Source organism: Streptomyces sp. NPDC086519, from assembly GCF_040686075.1.
Taxonomy (GTDB): domain Bacteria; phylum Actinomycetota; class Actinomycetes; order Streptomycetales; family Streptomycetaceae; genus Streptomyces; species Streptomyces shenzhenensis.
Window position 1 is genome coordinate 55,359 of record NZ_JBFBJL010000033.1, and the last position, 17,756, is coordinate 73,114.

A 17,756-nucleotide genomic window follows, 5' to 3' on the forward strand; every position below is an offset into this window, starting at 1 on the left:
CCTACATCAAGCCCCGCACACCGCGGCTGAACGGGAAGGTCGAACGCTCTCACCGAATCGACGGCGAGGAGTTCTACCGGCTCCTGGAGGGCGTCATCATCGACGACGCCGAGGTCTTCAATGACAAAGCTGCGCGAGTGGGAGGACTGCTACAACTACCATCGCCCGCACGGGGGCCTCGGTGGCCAGACTCCTTATGAACGCCTCAAGCAGAAGACCGCGCCCCAGGCGTAAACGATCATCTTCGGTTGCACAAGGACGAAGCTGCTCAAGAGGCAAGGATTTGGACGAGCCAACCTCGACTTCCTCCGTAAGCGCGTACTCCTCACGCCCTGACCCAGATCAGCGCCAGAGCCGAATTACCTGACCGTCGACACATGCTGATCCTTTGAGAACAAAGAGTGTTCCCAACGGCCCTATCTCTTCAGCTTTTGGCCCAGCTCGGTACCTCAGCTGTCGATTCGACCCAAGCCAGCAGGTGCCCGATGATCACATCAAATTCGCCCTGTGACTCCGGGTGAACCTCTGCCTGCCAAACTGCTTCGGTCAAGTCATCAATCCCCATGAGACGGCCCCAGCCCTCGGCACACACGGCGGCGTTGCCCCACCGGCTGCCCGCTTCGGCGGTCAACCTCACGTCAGCAGTCGGCTTACGGCCTCGACGGTCAGGGGGCCCATCGGCAGGCCTAAGCCACAGCACCATTTTGGTTCCACGCGCTCGACACCCGGCCTCGTTCTCTGCGAACCACAGCTCAAGCCACCGTGGCAGCCCGCCCATGTCGCCCCCTCATTACGGCGTCCGGCACAAGCCCATCCTGGCACCAGTCCGGACTTGAGCATCCACCGGCATCACAAGATCAGCGACAGAGCCGAATTGCATGACCGTCGACACTCCTCCACGTGTTCGGCGCTCTCGGGCCCTTGCGGGTGGGGTGGTCAGGGCTTCTCAGGCAGTGGGTGGTGGCGCGTGCACCAGATCGAAGAGCCGGGTGAAGTCGTCGGCCCAGGGCCAGTGTTCGGGCAGGTGGAAGGTGAGGCGCCGGGCCGAACTGGCCAGGCGGGCAGGCACGTTGATCAGGTGGCCACGGATCGTGGCGGTGGTGGCCTTGGCGTGGAACGCGGAGGCCAGGGCGCCTGCGGCGCGGGTCAGATTGTGCGCGAGCGCGGCCAGCGCGAGCCATGCGTCGTTCGCCTGGAAGTGTCCCGAGGGGGCGTGGGCGAACGGGCCGTTCTTCAAGTCCGCGATCACCTGCTCCACGACAGCGTGCCGCCTGTGATCACGTTCGGCATCGGAGAGGGAGAGCGGAGAGTCGGTGAACGCGGCGTGGTAGCGCCACGTGTCGAAGAGCGTGCCCTGCCCCTCGGGCACCGCCCGGGAGTTGAACCGTTTGACGCGGCGCACGATCAGACGGGCGGTGACCTGCTGTTTCTTCGGCTTGGAGGTGAAGGCGGTGTAGGTGGTCTCCGCTATCTCGGCGTCAGAGGTCCAGCATTGCGCTTCCTCGTCCCACACCGCCCTGGGGTACTTGATCGCCTTCCACGCGGCTTCGTCGATGCCCGCGATCGCGGCCTTGACCGAGGCGTTCGTCCGCACCGTGACGGAGAACCGGGCGCCCAGGGCCCGGCAGGTGTTCACGACATCGGCGCCGTAGAACGCGGAGTCAGCCCGCACGACCAACAGGCCGTTCGCGCCGCACGCTCTCGCGGTGCGGATCGATTCGGCGACGAACGCGGCCGCCGCTTGGGCGGAGTTGGACGGTCCTTTGCGCAGGCGGGTGGCGGCAATCACCGGAGCGGCCAGCGGGGTGGAGACGATCCCGATCAGCGCGTTCAAGCCCTTGACCTTGCTGTATCCGTAGCCGGCTCCCTGCTTGGCGTAGCCATAGGTGCGGCGGATGGTGTCGTCGATGTCTACGTAGGCCACCTGGTCGGCGCCGGGCAGCAGCGGGGTGTGCGCGGCCAGTTCGGGCAGGAACCGGCGGGCCACCGCGTGCAGTTGCTTCACGTGTCCGTGGCTGAAGGAGCGCAGGAAGGATCCCAGTGTGGACGGCGCCCGCACCCCGCTGAACAGCCGCTGTAGCCCACCGTGCCGCAGCCGGTCCATGTCATCGATGCTGTCTGCTCCGGCGACCATGCCGCCGACCAGCGTCATCAGCTTCGCTGCGGGGAAGGCCCCGGTGCCGTCCTTCGAGGCCGGCAGCCGGACGTGCTCGTCGACGAGTGCGGGCAGTCCGCACCGCTCGGTCAGCCGCACCACCGGGGGCCAGCCCTGCGTACCCGACCAGGTTCGCATCATCAAACCGTGCGGAGACCCTCGCCGCGGCATGGGAAGATTGCATCTCGGAAGTGCCTTGCTGATCGTGCGTGCTGGAAGCGTGAAGAACTCCCACTATCACAGGTCATAAGGCACTTCCTCGCTTCCGGAGAAGCTATCCACAAGCGTCAAGCCGGTGGATCCGGGCTGAGTCTGCGCGGGTAGGGCAACGTCGTCCGCGGCACGCAGCCCGTCCTCGACGCCCCGGTCTCAGGCGGAGGCAGTCTGCGGAAGTCGCGCGGGCTCAACCCGGTGAGCAGGGCTATCGAGGACGGTTCCGACGCCGTGCTCACACCAGCCACGCCAAGATCATCTCATCGTGGGCGACTGGGTCGTGAGGCGTGGCGTTACAGCTTGATCTGCCCTGTCAGCCACCATTCAAGGTACTTGGCCAGGCTCGGTGCTACCCAGATGCGGCTGTCGTCCTCGTGGTTCCAGGCGAAGACGTCAGGCCGGTCGATCCTGGACAAGAACGCGAACAGGTCTCCGTTACCCGCGTCCGCGAAGAAGAGCAGCGGATCGAACGGCATGTAGAGGAGGGCGAGCTCGGCGTCCTCGCGAAGCCTCTGATTCTCGGAGACGATGCGCTCGGCCGACCAGATGAGTCCGTCTCCGTATTCTCCCTCGATGCCGCTGCTCTCGCGGAGAAGAGCGGCGAGGTCCGCAGGCAGTGGATGGCCGAGGAGCGCGGTGCAGCGGATCAGCGACGACTCCGCCGCAGGGGGTTGGAAGACGGCCGTGCCAGGCAGGGCCGCAACGACTTCGGTCCACACGGTCGATTCGACCTCCATGAGCCTAGTCTGGACGGAGTCGGCGTACAGCCCCGTCGGCGCAGGCTGCGGGGGCCACGCCTTGACCAGCGTGACCGATCAACGAGCGAACAGTACGGTCCCGGCCGAGCCGGCCACTCGCCGCCCCCGTCCATGAAGTTCTTCACCCGGGCCGATCGCATCGCCGACGAGACAGGCGACGCGCTCCTGAAGGCCTGGTCCCGTACAACTTCGGCGTGGACCGGCGTGAACACCGCGACGTGCCGGCAGCCAAGGACTTCTTCAAACGATCCCTGGCGGTGGCCGACGTCCATCGGTGTCACACGGCCCCGCAGGCTGGACGCACCACCAGATGGCGGAGCTGGCGCACGACGAGGGGAACGCCCGTCAGGAGCGGGAGCACCACGAAGCTGCTGTACGGAACGGGCTCGCCTGTCACCACCACTCTCTGGCGGGCTGGAGCCTGTTTCACGTCGCCATCTGCGCTGAGCAGGCCGGCGACCTCGTACAGGAAAGCGAACACTACGGGCGTAGCTTGGGAATCGGCTCCCGAAGCCACCAGAAGTAGACGGTCCAGGAAGCCGAGAAGGCACTCGCACGGTTCGCCGGTGCGGCGGACCGCGCAACAGACCACGGCGCGTCCGGTCGCCAGGCCCTGACGCATGTCAGCACTGTGGACTGCGACCATATCCCGTCGCGCGATGCTCCAAGAGCCAACTTTGAGCGTAGTCAACAGCGTCAACGAAGCTCAGCAGTCTGCACGACGCTGATCCGACCCGGCCTTTTCGCACAGCCCCACTCGCTGACACTCGTTCAAAGTCTTCTCCGAGACGGCCGAAGTCACTGTCGTCCAAGGCTACGTCCTCGTATTCCCACCATTGCCGCAGTCCGTCTTTTCGGATGACACACCTGTATTTTCGACGGGGCGGATCAATAACGCGATACTCGCCGAGATGGAATGCCGTACAGCGATCGAAACCGACGCCGAGCAGAAGCACATGCGCCCGCATGTCGTACAACCGCGCAAGGGGAGAGTGCTTACCTAGGTGACAGTCGAGGCGGTGACCTTGGGTGATCTTTGCAGCCTGGGCGCCCAGCGCAGCAAATGATGTCTGCGGATGGGCGCTGCGGGTGGAGTTCGTGTGGCATCGGACCGTCTCGGCCAGCACACCCATGCCGGTGGAGGGGGTAGTTGCCGGATCAAAAGGTGGCATATTTTCGCAAAATTTGACGCGAGCCTCGTCGCTCAGGCCTCGAATCTTTTCCTGGTGAGCTGATGAGGTGTCCGAGTTGTCTGAAGTGAAAGTCGGAACCACGAGCGTGCCGTCCGGACCCAGCAGGTGCCTGAGTGCGTTCAGAACAGAGACCGGACCACCTTTGACCTTCCCGACAGACCTCATCGAAGCATGCATCAACACGGTGCCACCAGGCTCGATTCCCAGTTCAGCCAGCTGTTCGGTGATTTCGGACTCGGTGAGCTCTTCTTCCATGACAGAGCCAGTGAGCACAGCTCTCCATCCCTGCCGCCCCACCGGCAAGAGGAGCGACGACGTAGTCAGTGATGGCTCATCGTAAGGACTCGCGGCCGACCGGTTCCGCCCAATGAGAGCATGGTGACCTCCGAACATAGTTATCATGTCCATATCCGGGTCGTCGGTAACCTGATACTCCAGCCGGACCTCTGTATTTCTCCTGGTCAACCGCCTGACGGGGGAAGCGTAGCGGGGGTTGGGCATGTGCGGGACGGTCTTGAGCAGGCGTCCCACCAACGGGTGCCCGCGCCGCATGCAATGACGGTGCGGTGAGCAGTCCGCTGTCGTGATCCACGGTGTACCGACGAACGCCTGGGATCTGGAACTCGAAGAACTCTTCCCGCAGACCGGAGCGCGCTTCTCCCGCGTTGCGGCGCGTGGAGGCCCGGCGCCGGATGCGGGACTACGTCCGGCTTCCTGCCCGGCCCGGTCGGCCGCGCAGGAAGCCGCCGCTCGCCGATTACGCCGACCACCCCACACGGCCCGCAGAGCCTGCTCTCCCACCGCTGGGACACCGACGGCCTGCGCGACGGCCTCCAGGCATACGTGGCCGGACAACTCGGCCAGGCGAGTGGTGTGTTGATCGAGGCATGGCAGCGTCTGTCCGCAGGGCTCGGCGCAAAGGGCGAACAGTTTTACGATTGGGTGGCCGCTCGCCTGCCCACCGTGCAGGAACCCTGCGGCGATGAGCCGACCCGGCAGCGGTGGATGCCGGGCCGCCGCAGCATCAGCAAGCGCGACGCGATCGCCTGATACCCCGCCTGCGCCCCGCTGGAAGCCACTGTTGCCGATCTGGTCCGCGTTGCCGGCTGCCGCTGGCTGAGCGAGGAGTACTTCCGGAGCATGAAGAACGGCCGACACACCCGAGCTCGTGGACCTCACACCAGCCGAAATCCGTCGTCTGCCGGCAGCTCACCCCCGCCGCCCTCCTGAACGCCACGACCACGCGGTGATCTGGTCGCGATAGCGACGCCGCCACCAGGCCCGTGCCCGACGCTGCCATTGCATGCGGCGCGGGCACCCGTTGGCGAAGCGGCCTGCCCAAGGCCGTCCCACGCATGCCCAACCCCCGCTGCACTCCCCACCGCCAGGCCGTTGACCAGGAGAAACACAGAAGTCCGGCTGGAGTGCTAACTGCGCGCCGAAGCGCTGCGAAGTTCCGTCTCTGCTCCTCTCAGGCAGTGCAGTGTCCTTTCGTGGCGATCACCCACAGCGTCGGTCACCCGCACACGGATCTCAAACTCCTCCAGCAGCTTGGTGGCTTGCTCAGAAAATCGTCCAATGTAGACGGTACCCAGGACGGCACCCTGTCCGATGGTATTGAGATCGAAGTCCTTGCCGATCTCCAGATTCAACCGCTCAAGCCCCTCAACCATTGATTGGTGCCCGACCCACTCACCACCCCATCCCTGCCTGTGGCGAAGCCGATAGCTGACCTCGTCTACAGCCGCGCTGTGCGTTCCTCCGTTCCGCATCTCCACGTGCCAGATATGGCGCCCGTTCATCCCGAACTCGTTGCCCTGAGCCTGTGCGGTCCATCCGATCAACGGGCGGACCGCGCGTGCGTACTGCGCACGAGCGAAAGTCAGTCCCATCGCGACGGCAAGCAAATTGGCTGCTGAAGGACGATCCAAAATAGTCAGGTGCCAGATGCCTGAATTCCTGACGCTGGGTTCAAGATTCACCCGGACGGTCTCCCACAGCAGCATCAAGAACAGCAGGACCACCAGTCCCATCGGAATCTTGAAAAGCACGAAACTCCGGCCAATCTTGCGCGTAAGTTCTTGACCGCCGAACGTGTCCCGCTGCATGCCAAGCCCCCCGACTCGCGCCATACACTGGTCTGTTCTCCCAGGATGCAGTACACGGGAATCCCCGCCAAGGGGACGCAACTCTTTACGGCCACTGTCCAGTTCGACTCCGTCGGGGATCTTGGAATTTACCGGCGCGACGGCGTGATCAGCGGGAACGCTCGGGCTGTGTCGAAGATCGATCGAGGTGTCTTTTGTCGCTCCGTCCCCGTTCCGGCGAGTAACTGATCATTTCGGAATGAGATCCGAAGGCGGCGAAGAAACAGACACGGTGTCCGCTCTCGTGAAGCCTTCTGCTCGGAAAATGTTGGCGGGACCGCCGGCCGCTCCAGTAGCACGATGGCTGTGACGTGGGTGGCGAACGTGATGATCTCTGCTGACATGGCCGACACCGCGCCGGTGGAGGCGTTGAGCGAGCGGATGCGGGCAGAAGCCCCTCGTCGCGCTCAGCCGGAGACCTCTGGCGTACTCGCACATCCGGGCTCTCAAAGGGGACCACGTCGGCCCTTCGCCCCTCGACCGCGCTCACGCCGGCTCCCAGCACCGCCTAATGGCCGCAAGCTCCGGCACCTGTACGACGCGGTATCGCCCATGGCTCCGGGCTGCGCGACGCGCGGTGGGTGGCGGAGCGCGCCTTCGCCTGCCAGGGCAGTCGGCGTCGCAGAGCGCGCCAGGTGTGTCCGCCGGCCAACTGGCCCAGGAGCCCGAGCTGAGCCAGAGGCCGGGAAAGACCGTGACCGCGCCGCCGACAGCGCATCCGTACCGTAGGCCTACAGGCTGCCTCGGCGGCTGTGCGGCCGGGTGTGTTCACATGGTCCGGATGCTCGTTTTTCGAAGCCACGGTTCCAAACAGCGTCGAGATCTCAGTCCTCGGCTGGCACGTCATGTCGCGCCAGCCAGTTCGGATCATCCCGATCTTTGAGGACCTCCTCCGACAGCCGGGCAAGTCCGGCACCGCGCCCCCGGGCGAAACATCCACGAGCCTCGCACCGGGCGTGCGCCAAGGCAGCAGCCCGGGCGGCGTCTTCGCTGTCGTACCGCGTCACTTTGCGCCGCTCGTACCCCTCCTGCGCATCGGCGGAGGTCTGCCCGGCTCGAAGGGCCCAGCATCCTTCCCAGCCGTGGTACTTGTCGCCCTGGTCGCTCACCCAGAAGTACGTCATGCCGCTGAGTCTGCCACCGGGAGATGCCGCGACAGCTATGGCAAGAGGGCACGGTGCCGAACACGCGGCGGGGGGCACGCCTCCCGCTGTGACCGGATCGGTCCGCCCTTGGACCCGATGAGGCCTGTCGCCGCTTCCGCCTCGCCGGTCAGGCTTGGGGCATGACCCGAGCACTGATCGTCATCGATGTCCAGGAATCCTTCCGCGCCCGCCCGCTGTGGCAGACCATCTCCAACCCGAAGATCGCCGACCAGGTGGACCGGCTGGTCCGGCTCGCCCGCCAGGCCGGGGACCTGGTGGTGTGGGTGCTGCATTCCGAACCCGGTAGCGGTGATGTCTTCGACCCCGCCCTCGGACATGTGCGGCTGCTGGAGGAGTTGCAGCGCCGGGACACGGAACCGCTGATCCACAAGACCTCGCACAACGCCTTCACCACCACCAACTTGCAGCAGCTCCTCACCGAGCGCGGCATCCACGAGCTCACCGTCTGCGGCATCCGAACCGAGCAGTGCGTGGAGACCACCACCCGCGTCGCGAGCGACTTCGGCTACCAGGTCACCTTCGTCAGCGACGCCACCGCGACCAACCCCATCCCGCACCGTGACGCTCCCCCTGGCCAGAGCGTCGACGAACTGCTGTCGGATCCTCGCACCCTGGGTGCCGAGGAGATCATCAGGCGAACCGAGTACGCCCTTGCGGGACGCTTTGCCACCATCACCACGGTCGGGGAACTGGAAGCTGCGGCCGGGTCTCGGGCACGATGACCGGATCGTGAGCCATATCGCCTTTCTCCTGGTGCCCGGACTCCACCTGCTGGACCTGGCCGGCCCCGCGCAGGTCTTTTCCACGGCCGCCGACTTCGGGCATTCCTACACACTCAGCTACGTCGCCGAGCAGCCGCTGGTCCCCACCGCTCAGGGCCTGCCACTGGCGGCCCAGCCCGACTGGCCCGAACTCGGCCCCGAGGACTTGATCGTGGTGCCCGGCTGGCGGGCGCCCACCCTGGCCGGCAGCCCTGCCATCGGCGCGGCCTTCCAGCAGGCTCTCCGGGACCACCACGCCAGGGGCGGCACCGTTGCCAGCGTCTGCGCCGGAGCCGACGCGCTCGGCCGAGCCGGCCTGCTCGACGGCCGCCGCTGCACCACTCACCACGATGTGCAGGACGAGCTCGCACGCCGCTACCCCAGGGCGACAGTCATCCGCGATGTCCTGTACACCGCCGACGACCGGGTGATCACCTCGGCCGGCATCGCCAGCGGCATCGACCTGGCCCTGTACCTGGTCGCCGCCCGGCACGGCCCCGCCGTCGCCGCACAGGTCGCCCGGGACATGGTCGTCTACGCACGACGCAACGGCCATGAACCCCAGGCCAGCGCAATGCTCAGGTACCGGTCCCACCTCGACGACACCGTGCACCATGCCCAGGACCTGCTGGACGCCCGCTTTGACCAACCGTTGCCCCTGTCCGCCCTGGCCACGACCGTGGGCGTGAGCGAACGCACCCTCACCCGCCGCTTCACCCGCGCCACCGGCGGCGTCACTCCACTGCGCTACCAGCAGACCCTGCGTCTCGAACGCGCCGAACACCTCATCAGTCACGGCGCCACGGTCGATGCCGCCGCCCGCGCGGTCGGCTTCGAGGACCCCCGCATGCTGCGCCGCCTACGAGCCCGCGGGCACTGACCGGTAGCAACGCACGCCAGAGCTGCTCCACAGCCCGGTTGGCGGCCGCGTTCGCGACCGACGCGTGGATCCGCCGGTCGCAGACCCGATGCCCTTCACTGCGGAATGGTCGGCCGGTGGGCCCTCCGCTGGGGTGTGCGTGCCGTACCGGGCCCCGCCGGTGCCGCACGGCCGGATCCACGGCCTCTTGAAGGGACCGCACCGGCGACGCCGCGCTGCCGGCCGGATGCTGAACGCGATCCGCCTGCTTGCCGCGGCCGTCCGTCCCGGGAGACCTACAGCTTCCAGCCGCGCAGCTGGTCAGCGACGTCCTGAACGCTGATACGGGTGTCGCGGACCTTGCGGACCAGATCGGGCAGCGCGCCGTAAGGGGGATCGATGCCCTCGCCGGCCTGTGCCATGTACTGGGCGGCGAGGAACGCCGCGTACAGGCTGTTGCGGTGCGGGAGCGGTTCCAGGCGCACGATCGTGTGCAGCAGGGCCGCCGCGCGCCAGGCCGTGTCCGGGTCGGCTGTCGCGAGGGTGGGCAGCCGGGTCTTGTGGCGGGCGACGGCGGCGACCAGCGCCGAGTAGTCGGAAACGGTCAGGTCGTCTTGGCCGAGCGCGTTCTCCTGGACGTCCAGCAGCCAGGAGACGTCGATATAGAGGGGCGGCATCAGGCGGCAGCGGCCCCGTTGCCGCGCTCGGCGGGCGGCACTTCGTCGGGGAAGGCTTCGTCGAACTGGCCGCGCAACCGCTCGGCCCATTCGGTCGCGCCGGCGACGAACTGCTTGCGCTGCATCTCGCGGATTCCGAGGTCGTGCAGGTACTGCTTGAGGCTCTTGCCCTCGGCGGCGGCCGCGGCCCGGACGCCTTCGAGTTCCTCGTCGGTGAAGGACACGTTCAGAGATGGCATACCTGCAATGGTACCTAATAGGTGCCTGCCGGTGAAGCGGGATGCCGGACCGGCCACCGACCCCCCGCTCGCCGTCGAGCACAAGGCATCCGGGGCCGAACCCGGCTCACCCGGGAGCGCCCCCGATGAGCCGGCCCCGGCGCGCTGTCGCCGCGGGCAACCCGTCGGCACCGGCCGGTCTTCGGTGCGCCCCTCACCATGAGCCGCACCACATGACGCACGAGCGGCAACGTTCGCTCGGGTGTGCGGCGTTCGGGTCCTCGGCGTGGCTGTGCTGCCCCTCCGAAGCGGGGGATCGGACGCGGTCCACGTGTCCGGGACCCCTGCCGGCAGGCCGAACTCCTCGAGGGCGATACCTGACCAACCCCATCCACCCGTATACGCAAGGGAAAATTCAGTTCATCGGTCCGCAAACCGGTCGCTGGATCGGTGTAATCGGCACACCCGCCGCACCGCGTGGCGATCTAGCGTCGGGAGCGTACGGGGGCCACACGGATCAGAAAGCACCGAGGCACACATGCCCATCCCGGATACCGACGTCATCTCCACGACCGCGCTCGACACCCTCATCCCGCCCGCCGCCGCCGATCCGCTCCTGCCTGTCGACGAACTGCCGCGGTCGGCCACCTCACCGGACGTGGTACTGCGACGGGTACGCGACGAGCTCACGCGCGACGGCGACGCACAGCTCAACCTCGCCACCTTCGTGACCACCTGGATGGAACCGCAGGCACGGCAGTTGATGGCCGACACCGCCGAGAAGAACCTCGCGGACCGCGCCGAGTACCCGCAGATCACCGCCATGGAGGAACGCTGTGTGCGGATGCTCGCCCGGCTGTGGCACGCACCGCACCCCGAGCGGGTCCGCGGCTGCTCCACCACCGGCTCCAGCGAGGCGGCGATGCTCGGCGGGCTCGCGCTCAAGCGGCGCTGGCAGCAGCGCCGGCGCGCGCAGGGCAAGGACACCGGCCGTCCCAACCTGGTGATGGGCGCCAACGTCCAGGTCTGCTGGAAGAAGTTCGCCAACTACTTCGAGGTCGAGCCGCGTTACGTCCCGATGGAGCCCGGCCGCTACCACCTCACCGCGGACACCCTCACCGCCTACTGCGACGACAACACCATCGGTGTCGTCACCGTCCTCGGCTCCACCTACGACGGCTCCTACGAACCCGTCGCCGACGTCTGCATGGCCCTGGACGGCTACCAGGCCGCCACCGGCACCGACATCCCCGTGCACGTCGACGGCGCCTCGGGCGCGCTGGTGGCGCCGTTCCTCGACCCGGGTCTGATGTGGGACTTCCAGCTCGAAAGGGTCGCCTCCATCAACACCTCGGGGCACAAGTACGGGCATGTCTTCCCCGGCCTCGGCTGGGCCCTGTGGCGCGATTCCGAGGCCCTGCCGGACGAGCTGGTCTTCGAGGTCGACTACCTCGGCGGCCGCTCCCCCAGCTTCACCCTCAACTTCTCCCGCCCCGGCGCCCACGTCGTCGCGCAGTACTACAGCTTCCTGCGGTACGGCTTCGAGGGGCTGCACGACCTCGCGGTCCAGAACCGCACGACGGCCCGTGCCCTGGCCGCCCGCATCCAGGGCATCTCGCCCTACGAACTGGTCACCGACGGATCGGAGCTTCCCGCCATCGCCTTCCGGCTCGCGCCCGGCGCTCAGGGGTTCACCGTCTTCGACGTCTCGCACGCGATGCGCGCACGCGGCTGGCATCTGCCGGCCTACACCTTTCCCGCCCCCTGCGAGGACATCTCCGTCCTACGCCTCGTCGTCCGCACCGGATTCACCCCCGACCTCGCGGGACGGTTCATCGCCGACCTGACAGAGGTCACCCGGCAGCTCCGGCCCGGCCTCTCCGTGCCCACTCCCCTGCGGTGACGGTGACGGATCGGTGACAGGACGGGGCCGACCCTGTCGAGGCCGACCCCGTACCCCTCGTCGCCGTTCGGGTCACTCGATGTTGATCTTGAATGTGCTGGTCGTGTTCCGGATGTCCTGGGCGTTGCCGCTCATGCGCAGGTCGCGGAAGGTGGCTTCGCCGACCGCGGGGCCCTGGCCCGGTTCCGGGAGTTCGTTCGCCCAGATGCCGAAGCCGGACTTGGCGTCGAAGGTGTCTCCGCTCTTCTTGCTGTCGGTGATGGAGATGTCGGTGAAGATGGTGTCCTTGACCGGGAACTGGGGCTGGCCGCCGACGTAGTTGGTCTGGAACATGACGCCTCCGTACGTGGAGTCGTCGATGTCGACGTCGTTGACCCGGATGCCCTGGAAGACCTTCGAGGCGGAGAACGCCCAGATGGCGGGGAAGACCTGGGAGCCCCAGAAGTGGCCGCCGGTCCGGTCCAGGGAGACGTTCTCGATCGTCGTGGGATCGGTGCCGAAGCCGTTCATCGGGTAGCCGAAGTCCAGCGAGGAGATCGTGATGCCCGAGTAGACGAGGGTGTCGGCGACGCGGATGTTGCGGAAGGTGTTGTCGTAGCCGCCGTAGACGGCGATGCCGGCGGCTCGCCAGGTGAGGGTGGACGTCAGGTTCTCGTAGAGGTTGTTCTTCTCGTCGGTGCCGCCGGCGTCAATGGCCGAGAAGAGGGCGAAGCTGTCGTCGCCCGTGGCGCGGGCGTCGTTGTTGACGACGTGGTTGTCCGTGGAGCCGTTCGTCATGTTGATGCCGTCGGCGAAGGTGTCACGGATCCGGGAGTTCTCGATGGTCATGTTGTCGGTGTTGGCGCCCCAGTAGAGGCACACCATGTGCTCGGCCCAGATGTTGTCGATGGTGATGTCCGAGACGTTGGAGAAGTCGAACACCTTGCCCGGACCGTCGATCCGCGATGTGTAGTTGCCGAAGTAGGCGAAGCCGGCGAACGTCGAGCCATTGGCGGTGGCCTCGGCACGGAAGCCGACGTCGGTGTTCTCCTGGGAGGCGGGGGCGTGGAAGCGGGTGAACCAGGGGCCCGCTCCGACGACCTTGACCGCCTTGCCGTAGACCTGGAACTTGCTGGAGGTGTCGTAGTCACCGGCAGGCAGGTAGACGCCGACGAGCTTGCCCGTGGTGTCCATGCGGACCTGGTCGAGCGCGTTCTGCACGTCCTGCTGGGTGAAACCGGCCGGGACCGTGTAGGCGGCCGGGTCGGGGTTGGGGGCCGCCGTCGCCTGTTCGGTGTTGATGAAGTCGATGGCGTAGTAGCCGGCGGTGTTGGCCGAGTCCTTCTGGAGGCGGATCTTCGAGCCGGCGGGGACGGTCCTGCCGAGCAGCAGGTTCGCCTCGTCGTAGATGTGGCGCGGGGCACCGGAGCCGGGCGAGTTGCCGGGCGCGGTCTCGCTGCCGTAGAGCCAGGCGTACTTCGAGGTCAGGTCGATCGCCTTGAGGAACTGGCCGTCCACGTAGACGTCGAGGGTGGAGTCGGTGCCGTCCGGGATGGCGAAGCGGGTGACCAGGGTGTTGGTCGCGGCGCGGGTGGTCCACTCGACGTACTGGCCGGTGGCGTCGAGGGTCACCGCCTTGCGGCCGCTCGCCTCGCCGGCGGTGTCGCCGACGGTGCGGTTCGGGCCGACGACCTTGGCGCCGCCGCCGACCGTGCCGTCCTCGGCCTCGTACATGTCGTACGGCATGTCGGCGCCGCGGCCGACGAACAGCGGCTGTGTGGTGGTGTTGTTGGCACGCTTGACCGGCAGTTCGTTGGTGTCGTCGGCGATGACCGTCTTGACGGTGTACTTGCCGTTGACGGCCGTCCAGGAGCCGAGGCTGACCGGTGCGGTCGTCCGGCCGGAGCCGATGGTGCCGCTGTAGGAGCCGGTGAGGGTCTTGACGGTGGCGCCGTTCGCGTCCTGGATCGTCAGCGTGACGCCGTGGGAGCCGGAGGCGGAGTCCAGCGTTCCCTGGTTCTTGAGGGCGACGGTGAAGGCGACGTCGTCACCGGCCGAGGCGCTGGAGGGTGTCCAGGCGACGGGTGCGGCGACCAGGTCGGAGCTGGAGACGGGTTTGACCACGAGGGCGTCGGGGCGGGCGAAGGCGTTGTTGCCCTCGTTCTGCTCGATGATCTTGTTGGACGGGTCCACCTCGGCGCCGACCGGGTAGCTGCCCGCGTCCCGGGTGCCGATGCTCGCGGTGACGGTCGTCGAGTCGCCGGCCGCGAGGGCCGGCACGTCGGCCGTGGCGGCCTTGGTGCCGCCGAGGGTGAAGTTCAGGTCGGTGGCCTTGGCCGCCTTGCTGCCGCTGTTGGTGACGGTCGCCGAGAGACTGATGGCGTCCGACTCGACGGGCGCTGCGGGGGTGTTGGTGATGCCGGTGACCTTGAGGTCCGGGTTGGCCGCCGGGGTGCCGATCACCTGGAGCTCGCCGACCTGTCCGCCCGGGGCGCCGGTGTTGGAGGCGAACTTGAGCTGGATGTCGGCGGCGGCGCCGGAGACCGGGATGGTCACGGTGTTGCCGGTGGCCGGGTCGAACGTGTAGTCCTTCGCCGCGACGAGGCTGGTGAAGGACGTCGCGTCCTGGTCACGGCCGAGTACCTGGATGTTCTGGGTGCGGGTCGACCAGGCCGGGTCCGGGTTGAGTTTGACGACGACCTGGCTGAGGTCGGCGTTGGCACCCAGCTTGGTGGTGAGGGTGGCCGGGTAGGCGCCGCCCGCACTCTCCCAGTAGGTGCCGACCTGGCCGTCGTTGGCGTTCGCGGCGACGTAGGTGAAGGTGTACGAGGACGCCTCGACGGGTTTGCCCTGGGCGAGGTCGGAGCCGGCACCGGAGCCGGGCCGGGTGACGCTGTTGCTCGCCACCGACACGTTCCCGGCGGCGTCCTTGGCCTTCACGTAGTAGGTGACCGTGGCCGTCGCCGACGGGGTGTCGGTGTACGTCGTCACGTCGCCCGCCACGGTCTTGACGAGCCGGCCGTCGGCGTAGATGTCGTACCCGGTGACCTGGACGTCGTCGCTCGATGCCTGCCAGGTGAGCTTCACGTCGCTGCCGGACTGCGTGTAGGCGAGGTTGCCGGGCGCGGTGGGGGCCTGGGTGTCTCCGCTCGTCCCCTTGCGGGTGACGCTGTTGCTGTTGGCGGAGACGTTGCCCGCGGCGTCCTTGGCCCGTACGAAGTAGGTGATGTCGGTGCCGGCCGGCTGGGTGTCGGTGTAGGTCAGCACGTTCCCGGCGACGCTCGCCCGCAACTGGCCGCCCGCGTAGACGTCGTAGCCGGTCACGGCCGTGTCGTCGGTGGCCGCGTTCCAGGTCAGCCTGATCTGCCCGGTGGCCGGCTCGGTGTAGCTCAGGTTGGACGGCGCGGTGGGCGCCTGGGTGTCGCCGGTCGCCGGTCCGTAGACCTCCAGCTCGGACGCCTGCCCGGCGGGCCAGCCGTCGTTGGCGGTGAACAGCGCCCGCACGTACCGCGTCGTGGTCGCGTCGAAGGCGATGGTCGTCGACTGGTCGTCGGAGCTGTCGAAGGTGTAAGCCTTCGAGGCCGTCAGATCGGTGAAGTTCTGGTTGTCGGTGGAGCCCTGGATCTTGAGTGTCTGGCTGCGGCTCGGCCAGCCGCTGGGCAGCCGCAGCGTCACCTGGTTCACCTGGAGGGACGAGCCGAGGTCGACCTGGAGCCACTGCGGGAAGGAGTTGTTGGTGCTCTCCCAGTAGGTGTCGCGGTTGCCGTCACCGGCGTTGGCCGCGCCGTAGACGTCGGCGTGCCCGCTCTCGCTGAAGGGTCTGCCCAGGGCGAGGTCGGGGGTCGAGGCGGCGGTCGTGAGGACCTGCATCTCGGCGAGCTGGGCGGTGCGGGCGACCGAGTTGGCGCTGAAGTCCGCGCGGACGTACCGGGCGAGGGTCGCGGGGACGGCGACCTTCACGGTGTTGTCGTCGCCGGGGCTGAAGACGTACTGCGTCGACGACTTGAGCGTGGCGAAGCTTCTGCCGTCGGCACTGCCCTGGAGCGCGAGGGTCTGTGTGCGCGTCTGCCAGTGCTCGGGCAGGCGTAGTACGACCTCACGGACGCGCTCGGTCCGTCCGAGGTCTGTCTGGACCCACTGGGCCGACTTCTTCGCGGCCTGCCAGTAGGTGTCGGTGTCGCCGTCGGTGACGTTTGATGCCGCGTGGGCGGTGCGGGCACTGCCGGCCGTGGTCGCGGCGTCCGCGGCGGCGTCGGGGCCGCCGGCCGCGTGGGCGCCGACGGCGGGCAGGCCCAGAACCATCACGGCGGAGGCGAGCACAGCGGCGGCCGCGCGGCGTCTCAGGGATCTCGGCTTGTGTCGAGGAGTCATGCGGGTCACTTCCTGCGGAGTTTCGCGCGCCGAGGGGGCGGCGAGGGCGGCTCGTTCCTGGCGGAGTGGTGCAGAAAAGTGCGGTGCGATGCGACATGAAGACGGTGCGACAGTGCGCAGAATATTGCATGGTTTCATCGAAATATTGCAGAGCACTGTGAGTCCGTCTACTGACAGGACGGCACAAGTTTCACCAGAAGAGCCCACGCCTCAGCGACAGGAGCGCCGTTCGCACAACCCCCAGGACGCTGCGGCAGCCAACGAGTGGGCAGCAAAGGGCACTTCATGGGCCACGCGCGACTCGGACCCACACACGCCACAGACACTGCGCTTGCGTCCCGCGTCGCAAGCGAGCGCAATATACGCAAATTCTTGCGCTGCCCTGCGCGCCCCTTGCCTAACTCTGGTGCGGGCAGGGCGGCGGGTGCGACGAACGCCCCCGAGCCCTCGGTGGGCTGGGGGGCGTTCGGCTTACGCAGGTCGGGGCGGGGTCAGCCGCGCGGACGCTCGAAGGTCAGGAGCAGGCCCTCGACGGCTCCGGGGCCTATGCGGCCCTTGACGTCGGCGGAGGTGATGGCCTTGAGGGCCCAGCCGTCCTCGGCGTGCTTGTTGAGAACCTTCTCCAGCTTGTCGCTGTCCAGCGCGTCGCCGATCAGCGACTCCCGGAAGGTGACGACCTTGTACTCGTACGCGTAGGCACTGCTCATGACTGCGAGGTCCTCCTGCCGGCAGAGCCGGTTCGGGGTGGGATTGGCCAGGGTCAGACAATCATCCCCGGGGGCCGTGGCGCACCGCGGGCCTGTGTTTTCTCGTTCAGGGGCGGTCCACCCGGAAGTGGTAGCAGCCGTATTCGACGGCGCGCACGTGCACTTGGGCGGTCTCGGGGTCGGCGAAGGCCTCGGCCAGCGCGTGGGCGAAGGCCGCCTGGGCGTCCTCGGGAAGCTCCAGCATGCGACCGCCCGTGATGTGCCCTCGGCTGTCGTAGCGCCGCAGGACGCGCAGGGCGCCGGGGCGGGCCCACGGATAGCGGCCGAGGTTCTCGCCGGCCGGGCCGCCGCACTCCTCGGCGTGGATGAAGACGGGGCCCTGCTCGTCGTAGGCCCCGGGGTCGGCGTCGGTCCGCGCCGCCCAGCGGCGCAGCGGGGCGTAGGAGATCAGGACGATCCGCTCTCCCGCGGTGCTGGACCGCAGGCAGCAGCGCAGTGGCGCGTCGCCTTCGTCGTCCGTGTACGGGCGTGGCGGATTTCCGGCGTCGTCGCGGACCCGGAGTTCCTTGAGGGTCGTGGACGGAATGGGAAGGGGGGAAAAGGAAGCGGTCATGCCGTTCAGCGTGGCGTGGGACGGGCCGGGTCGCTG

The 17,756-nt window shown here is 67.6% G+C and carries 15 protein-coding genes and 3 pseudogenes; 6 read left to right on the forward strand and 12 right to left on the reverse strand.

Going from position 1 to position 17,756, the window contains the following annotated elements; all coding sequences use genetic code 11:
• Nucleotides 1-99: 99 nt before the first annotated feature.
• Nucleotides 100-234, forward strand: a pseudogene (locus AB0P24_RS28435) (integrase core domain-containing protein); the annotation flags it as partial.
• A 190-nt stretch (nt 235-424) separates the two neighbouring features.
• Here the strand turns inward: AB0P24_RS28435 and AB0P24_RS28440 are convergent.
• The 5 genes and pseudogenes from AB0P24_RS28440 to AB0P24_RS28460 all read right to left on the reverse strand — a co-directional run bounded on the left by AB0P24_RS28440 (nt 425) and on the right by AB0P24_RS28460 (nt 4,574).
• Nucleotides 425-637, reverse strand: coding sequence for a hypothetical protein (locus AB0P24_RS28440; protein WP_365798824.1), 213 nt, complete (start codon nt 635-637; stop codon nt 425-427).
• Between the two features lie 309 nt (nt 638-946).
• Nucleotides 947-2,339, reverse strand: a pseudogene (locus tag AB0P24_RS28445) (IS1380 family transposase).
• 322 nt (nt 2,340-2,661) lie between these two features.
• On the reverse strand, nt 2,662-3,105 hold the full coding sequence (locus AB0P24_RS28450) for an SMI1/KNR4 family protein (protein ID WP_365798826.1): 444 nt from the start codon (nt 3,103-3,105) through the stop codon (nt 2,662-2,664).
• A gap of 298 nt (nt 3,106-3,403) precedes the next feature.
• On the reverse strand, nt 3,404-3,748 hold the full coding sequence (locus AB0P24_RS28455) for a hypothetical protein (RefSeq protein ID WP_365798828.1): 345 nt from the start codon (nt 3,746-3,748) through the stop codon (nt 3,404-3,406).
• Nucleotide 3,749: 1 nt separating this feature from the next.
• Nucleotides 3,750-4,574: an AAC(3) family N-acetyltransferase gene (locus AB0P24_RS28460; protein ID WP_365798830.1), complete on the reverse strand. Its 825-nt coding sequence runs from the start codon at nt 4,572-4,574 to the stop codon at nt 3,750-3,752.
• Nucleotides 4,575-5,192: 618 nt separating this feature from the next.
• On the opposite strand from AB0P24_RS28460, the gene AB0P24_RS28465 reads away from it, so the two are divergent.
• On the forward strand, nt 5,193-5,369 hold the full coding sequence (locus AB0P24_RS28465; RefSeq protein WP_365798832.1) for a hypothetical protein: 177 nt from the start codon (nt 5,193-5,195) through the stop codon (nt 5,367-5,369).
• A gap of 377 nt (nt 5,370-5,746) precedes the next feature.
• Here the strand turns inward: AB0P24_RS28465 and AB0P24_RS28470 are convergent, their stop codons facing one another.
• Nucleotides 5,747-6,427 (reverse strand): hypothetical protein, encoded by a 681-nt coding sequence (locus tag AB0P24_RS28470; protein WP_365798834.1) that lies wholly within the window; start codon nt 6,425-6,427, stop codon nt 5,747-5,749.
• Between the two features lie 469 nt (nt 6,428-6,896).
• Between AB0P24_RS28470 and AB0P24_RS28475 the strand changes: the two are divergent.
• Nucleotides 6,897-6,995, forward strand: a pseudogene (locus tag AB0P24_RS28475) (IS5/IS1182 family transposase); the annotation flags it as partial.
• Between the two features lie 295 nt (nt 6,996-7,290).
• Here the strand turns inward: AB0P24_RS28475 and AB0P24_RS28480 are convergent.
• Complete coding sequence (locus AB0P24_RS28480) at nt 7,291-7,590, reverse strand: hypothetical protein (protein WP_365798836.1); 300 nt, start codon at nt 7,588-7,590, stop codon at nt 7,291-7,293.
• 161 nt (nt 7,591-7,751) lie between these two features.
• Here AB0P24_RS28480 and AB0P24_RS28485 point away from each other — a divergent pair, with 161 nt between their 5' ends.
• Both AB0P24_RS28485 and AB0P24_RS28490 read left to right on the forward strand, forming a co-directional pair.
• The gene (locus tag AB0P24_RS28485; RefSeq protein WP_365798838.1) at nt 7,752-8,354 is read left to right on the forward strand and encodes an isochorismatase family protein; all 603 of its coding nucleotides are present in this window, start codon (nt 7,752-7,754) and stop codon (nt 8,352-8,354) included.
• Nucleotides 8,355-8,361: 7 nt separating this feature from the next.
• Nucleotides 8,362-9,273: a DJ-1/PfpI family protein gene (locus tag AB0P24_RS28490; RefSeq protein ID WP_365798840.1), complete on the forward strand. Its 912-nt coding sequence runs from the start codon at nt 8,362-8,364 to the stop codon at nt 9,271-9,273.
• A gap of 275 nt (nt 9,274-9,548) precedes the next feature.
• Here the strand turns inward: AB0P24_RS28490 and AB0P24_RS28495 are convergent, their stop codons facing one another.
• Both AB0P24_RS28495 and AB0P24_RS28500 read right to left on the reverse strand, forming a co-directional pair.
• Nucleotides 9,549-9,929 carry a toxin Doc gene (locus AB0P24_RS28495; RefSeq protein ID WP_234534668.1) on the reverse strand — a complete coding sequence of 127 codons (381 nt, stop codon included), beginning with the start codon at nt 9,927-9,929 and terminating at the stop codon, nt 9,549-9,551.
• Nucleotides 9,929-10,168, reverse strand: coding sequence for a hypothetical protein (locus AB0P24_RS28500; protein WP_365798842.1), 240 nt, complete (start codon nt 10,166-10,168; stop codon nt 9,929-9,931). Before AB0P24_RS28500 ends, AB0P24_RS28495 begins: the two co-directional genes overlap by 1 nt.
• A gap of 517 nt (nt 10,169-10,685) precedes the next feature.
• Here AB0P24_RS28500 and AB0P24_RS28505 point away from each other — a divergent pair.
• Entirely contained in the window at nt 10,686-12,050 is a 1,365-nt protein-coding gene (locus AB0P24_RS28505; protein WP_365798844.1) for a glutamate decarboxylase, read from the forward strand.
• A 72-nt stretch (nt 12,051-12,122) separates the two neighbouring features.
• Here AB0P24_RS28505 and AB0P24_RS28510 read toward each other — a convergent pair whose 3' ends face one another.
• The 3 genes from AB0P24_RS28510 to AB0P24_RS28520 all read right to left on the reverse strand — a co-directional run bounded on the left by AB0P24_RS28510 (nt 12,123) and on the right by AB0P24_RS28520 (nt 17,720).
• A complete protein-coding gene (locus AB0P24_RS28510) occupies nt 12,123-16,400 on the reverse strand; it encodes a discoidin domain-containing protein (RefSeq protein ID WP_365798846.1) in 4,278 nt (1,425 codons plus the stop codon).
• Nucleotides 16,401-16,891: 491 nt separating this feature from the next.
• Nucleotides 16,892-17,107 (reverse strand): DUF4177 domain-containing protein, encoded by a 216-nt coding sequence (locus AB0P24_RS28515; RefSeq protein ID WP_089106991.1) that lies wholly within the window; start codon nt 17,105-17,107, stop codon nt 16,892-16,894.
• Nucleotides 17,108-17,213: 106 nt separating this feature from the next.
• The gene (locus tag AB0P24_RS28520) at nt 17,214-17,720 is read right to left on the reverse strand and encodes a DUF1203 domain-containing protein (RefSeq protein ID WP_365798848.1); all 507 of its coding nucleotides are present in this window, start codon (nt 17,718-17,720) and stop codon (nt 17,214-17,216) included.
• Nucleotides 17,721-17,756: the final 36 nt, after the last annotated feature.

Bases quoted from the DNA above. Each gene is read 5' to 3' on its own strand.
- AB0P24_RS28470 (WP_365798834.1), bottom strand. From the start codon at position 6,427: ATGCAGCGGGACACGTTCGGCGGTCAAGAACTTACGCGCAAGATTGGC.
- AB0P24_RS28495 (WP_234534668.1), bottom strand. From the start codon at position 9,929: ATGCCGCCCCTCTATATCGACGTCTCCTGGCTGCTGGACGTCCAGGAG.
- AB0P24_RS28460 (WP_365798830.1), bottom strand. From the start codon at position 4,574: ATGGAAGAAGAGCTCACCGAGTCCGAAATCACCGAACAGCTGGCTGAA.
- AB0P24_RS28450 (WP_365798826.1), bottom strand. From the start codon at position 3,105: ATGGAGGTCGAATCGACCGTGTGGACCGAAGTCGTTGCGGCCCTGCCT.
- AB0P24_RS28480 (WP_365798836.1), bottom strand. From the start codon at position 7,590: ATGACGTACTTCTGGGTGAGCGACCAGGGCGACAAGTACCACGGCTGG.
- AB0P24_RS28515 (WP_089106991.1), bottom strand. From the start codon at position 17,107: ATGAGCAGTGCCTACGCGTACGAGTACAAGGTCGTCACCTTCCGGGAG.
- AB0P24_RS28520 (WP_365798848.1), bottom strand. From the start codon at position 17,720: ATGACCGCTTCCTTTTCCCCCCTTCCCATTCCGTCCACGACCCTCAAG.
- AB0P24_RS28510 (WP_365798846.1), bottom strand. From the start codon at position 16,400: ATGACTCCTCGACACAAGCCGAGATCCCTGAGACGCCGCGCGGCCGCC.
- AB0P24_RS28485 (WP_365798838.1), top strand. From the start codon at position 7,752: ATGACCCGAGCACTGATCGTCATCGATGTCCAGGAATCCTTCCGCGCC.
- AB0P24_RS28500 (WP_365798842.1), bottom strand. From the start codon at position 10,168: ATGCCATCTCTGAACGTGTCCTTCACCGACGAGGAACTCGAAGGCGTC.
- AB0P24_RS28455 (WP_365798828.1), bottom strand. From the start codon at position 3,748: ATGCGTCAGGGCCTGGCGACCGGACGCGCCGTGGTCTGTTGCGCGGTC.
- AB0P24_RS28505 (WP_365798844.1), top strand. From the start codon at position 10,686: ATGCCCATCCCGGATACCGACGTCATCTCCACGACCGCGCTCGACACC.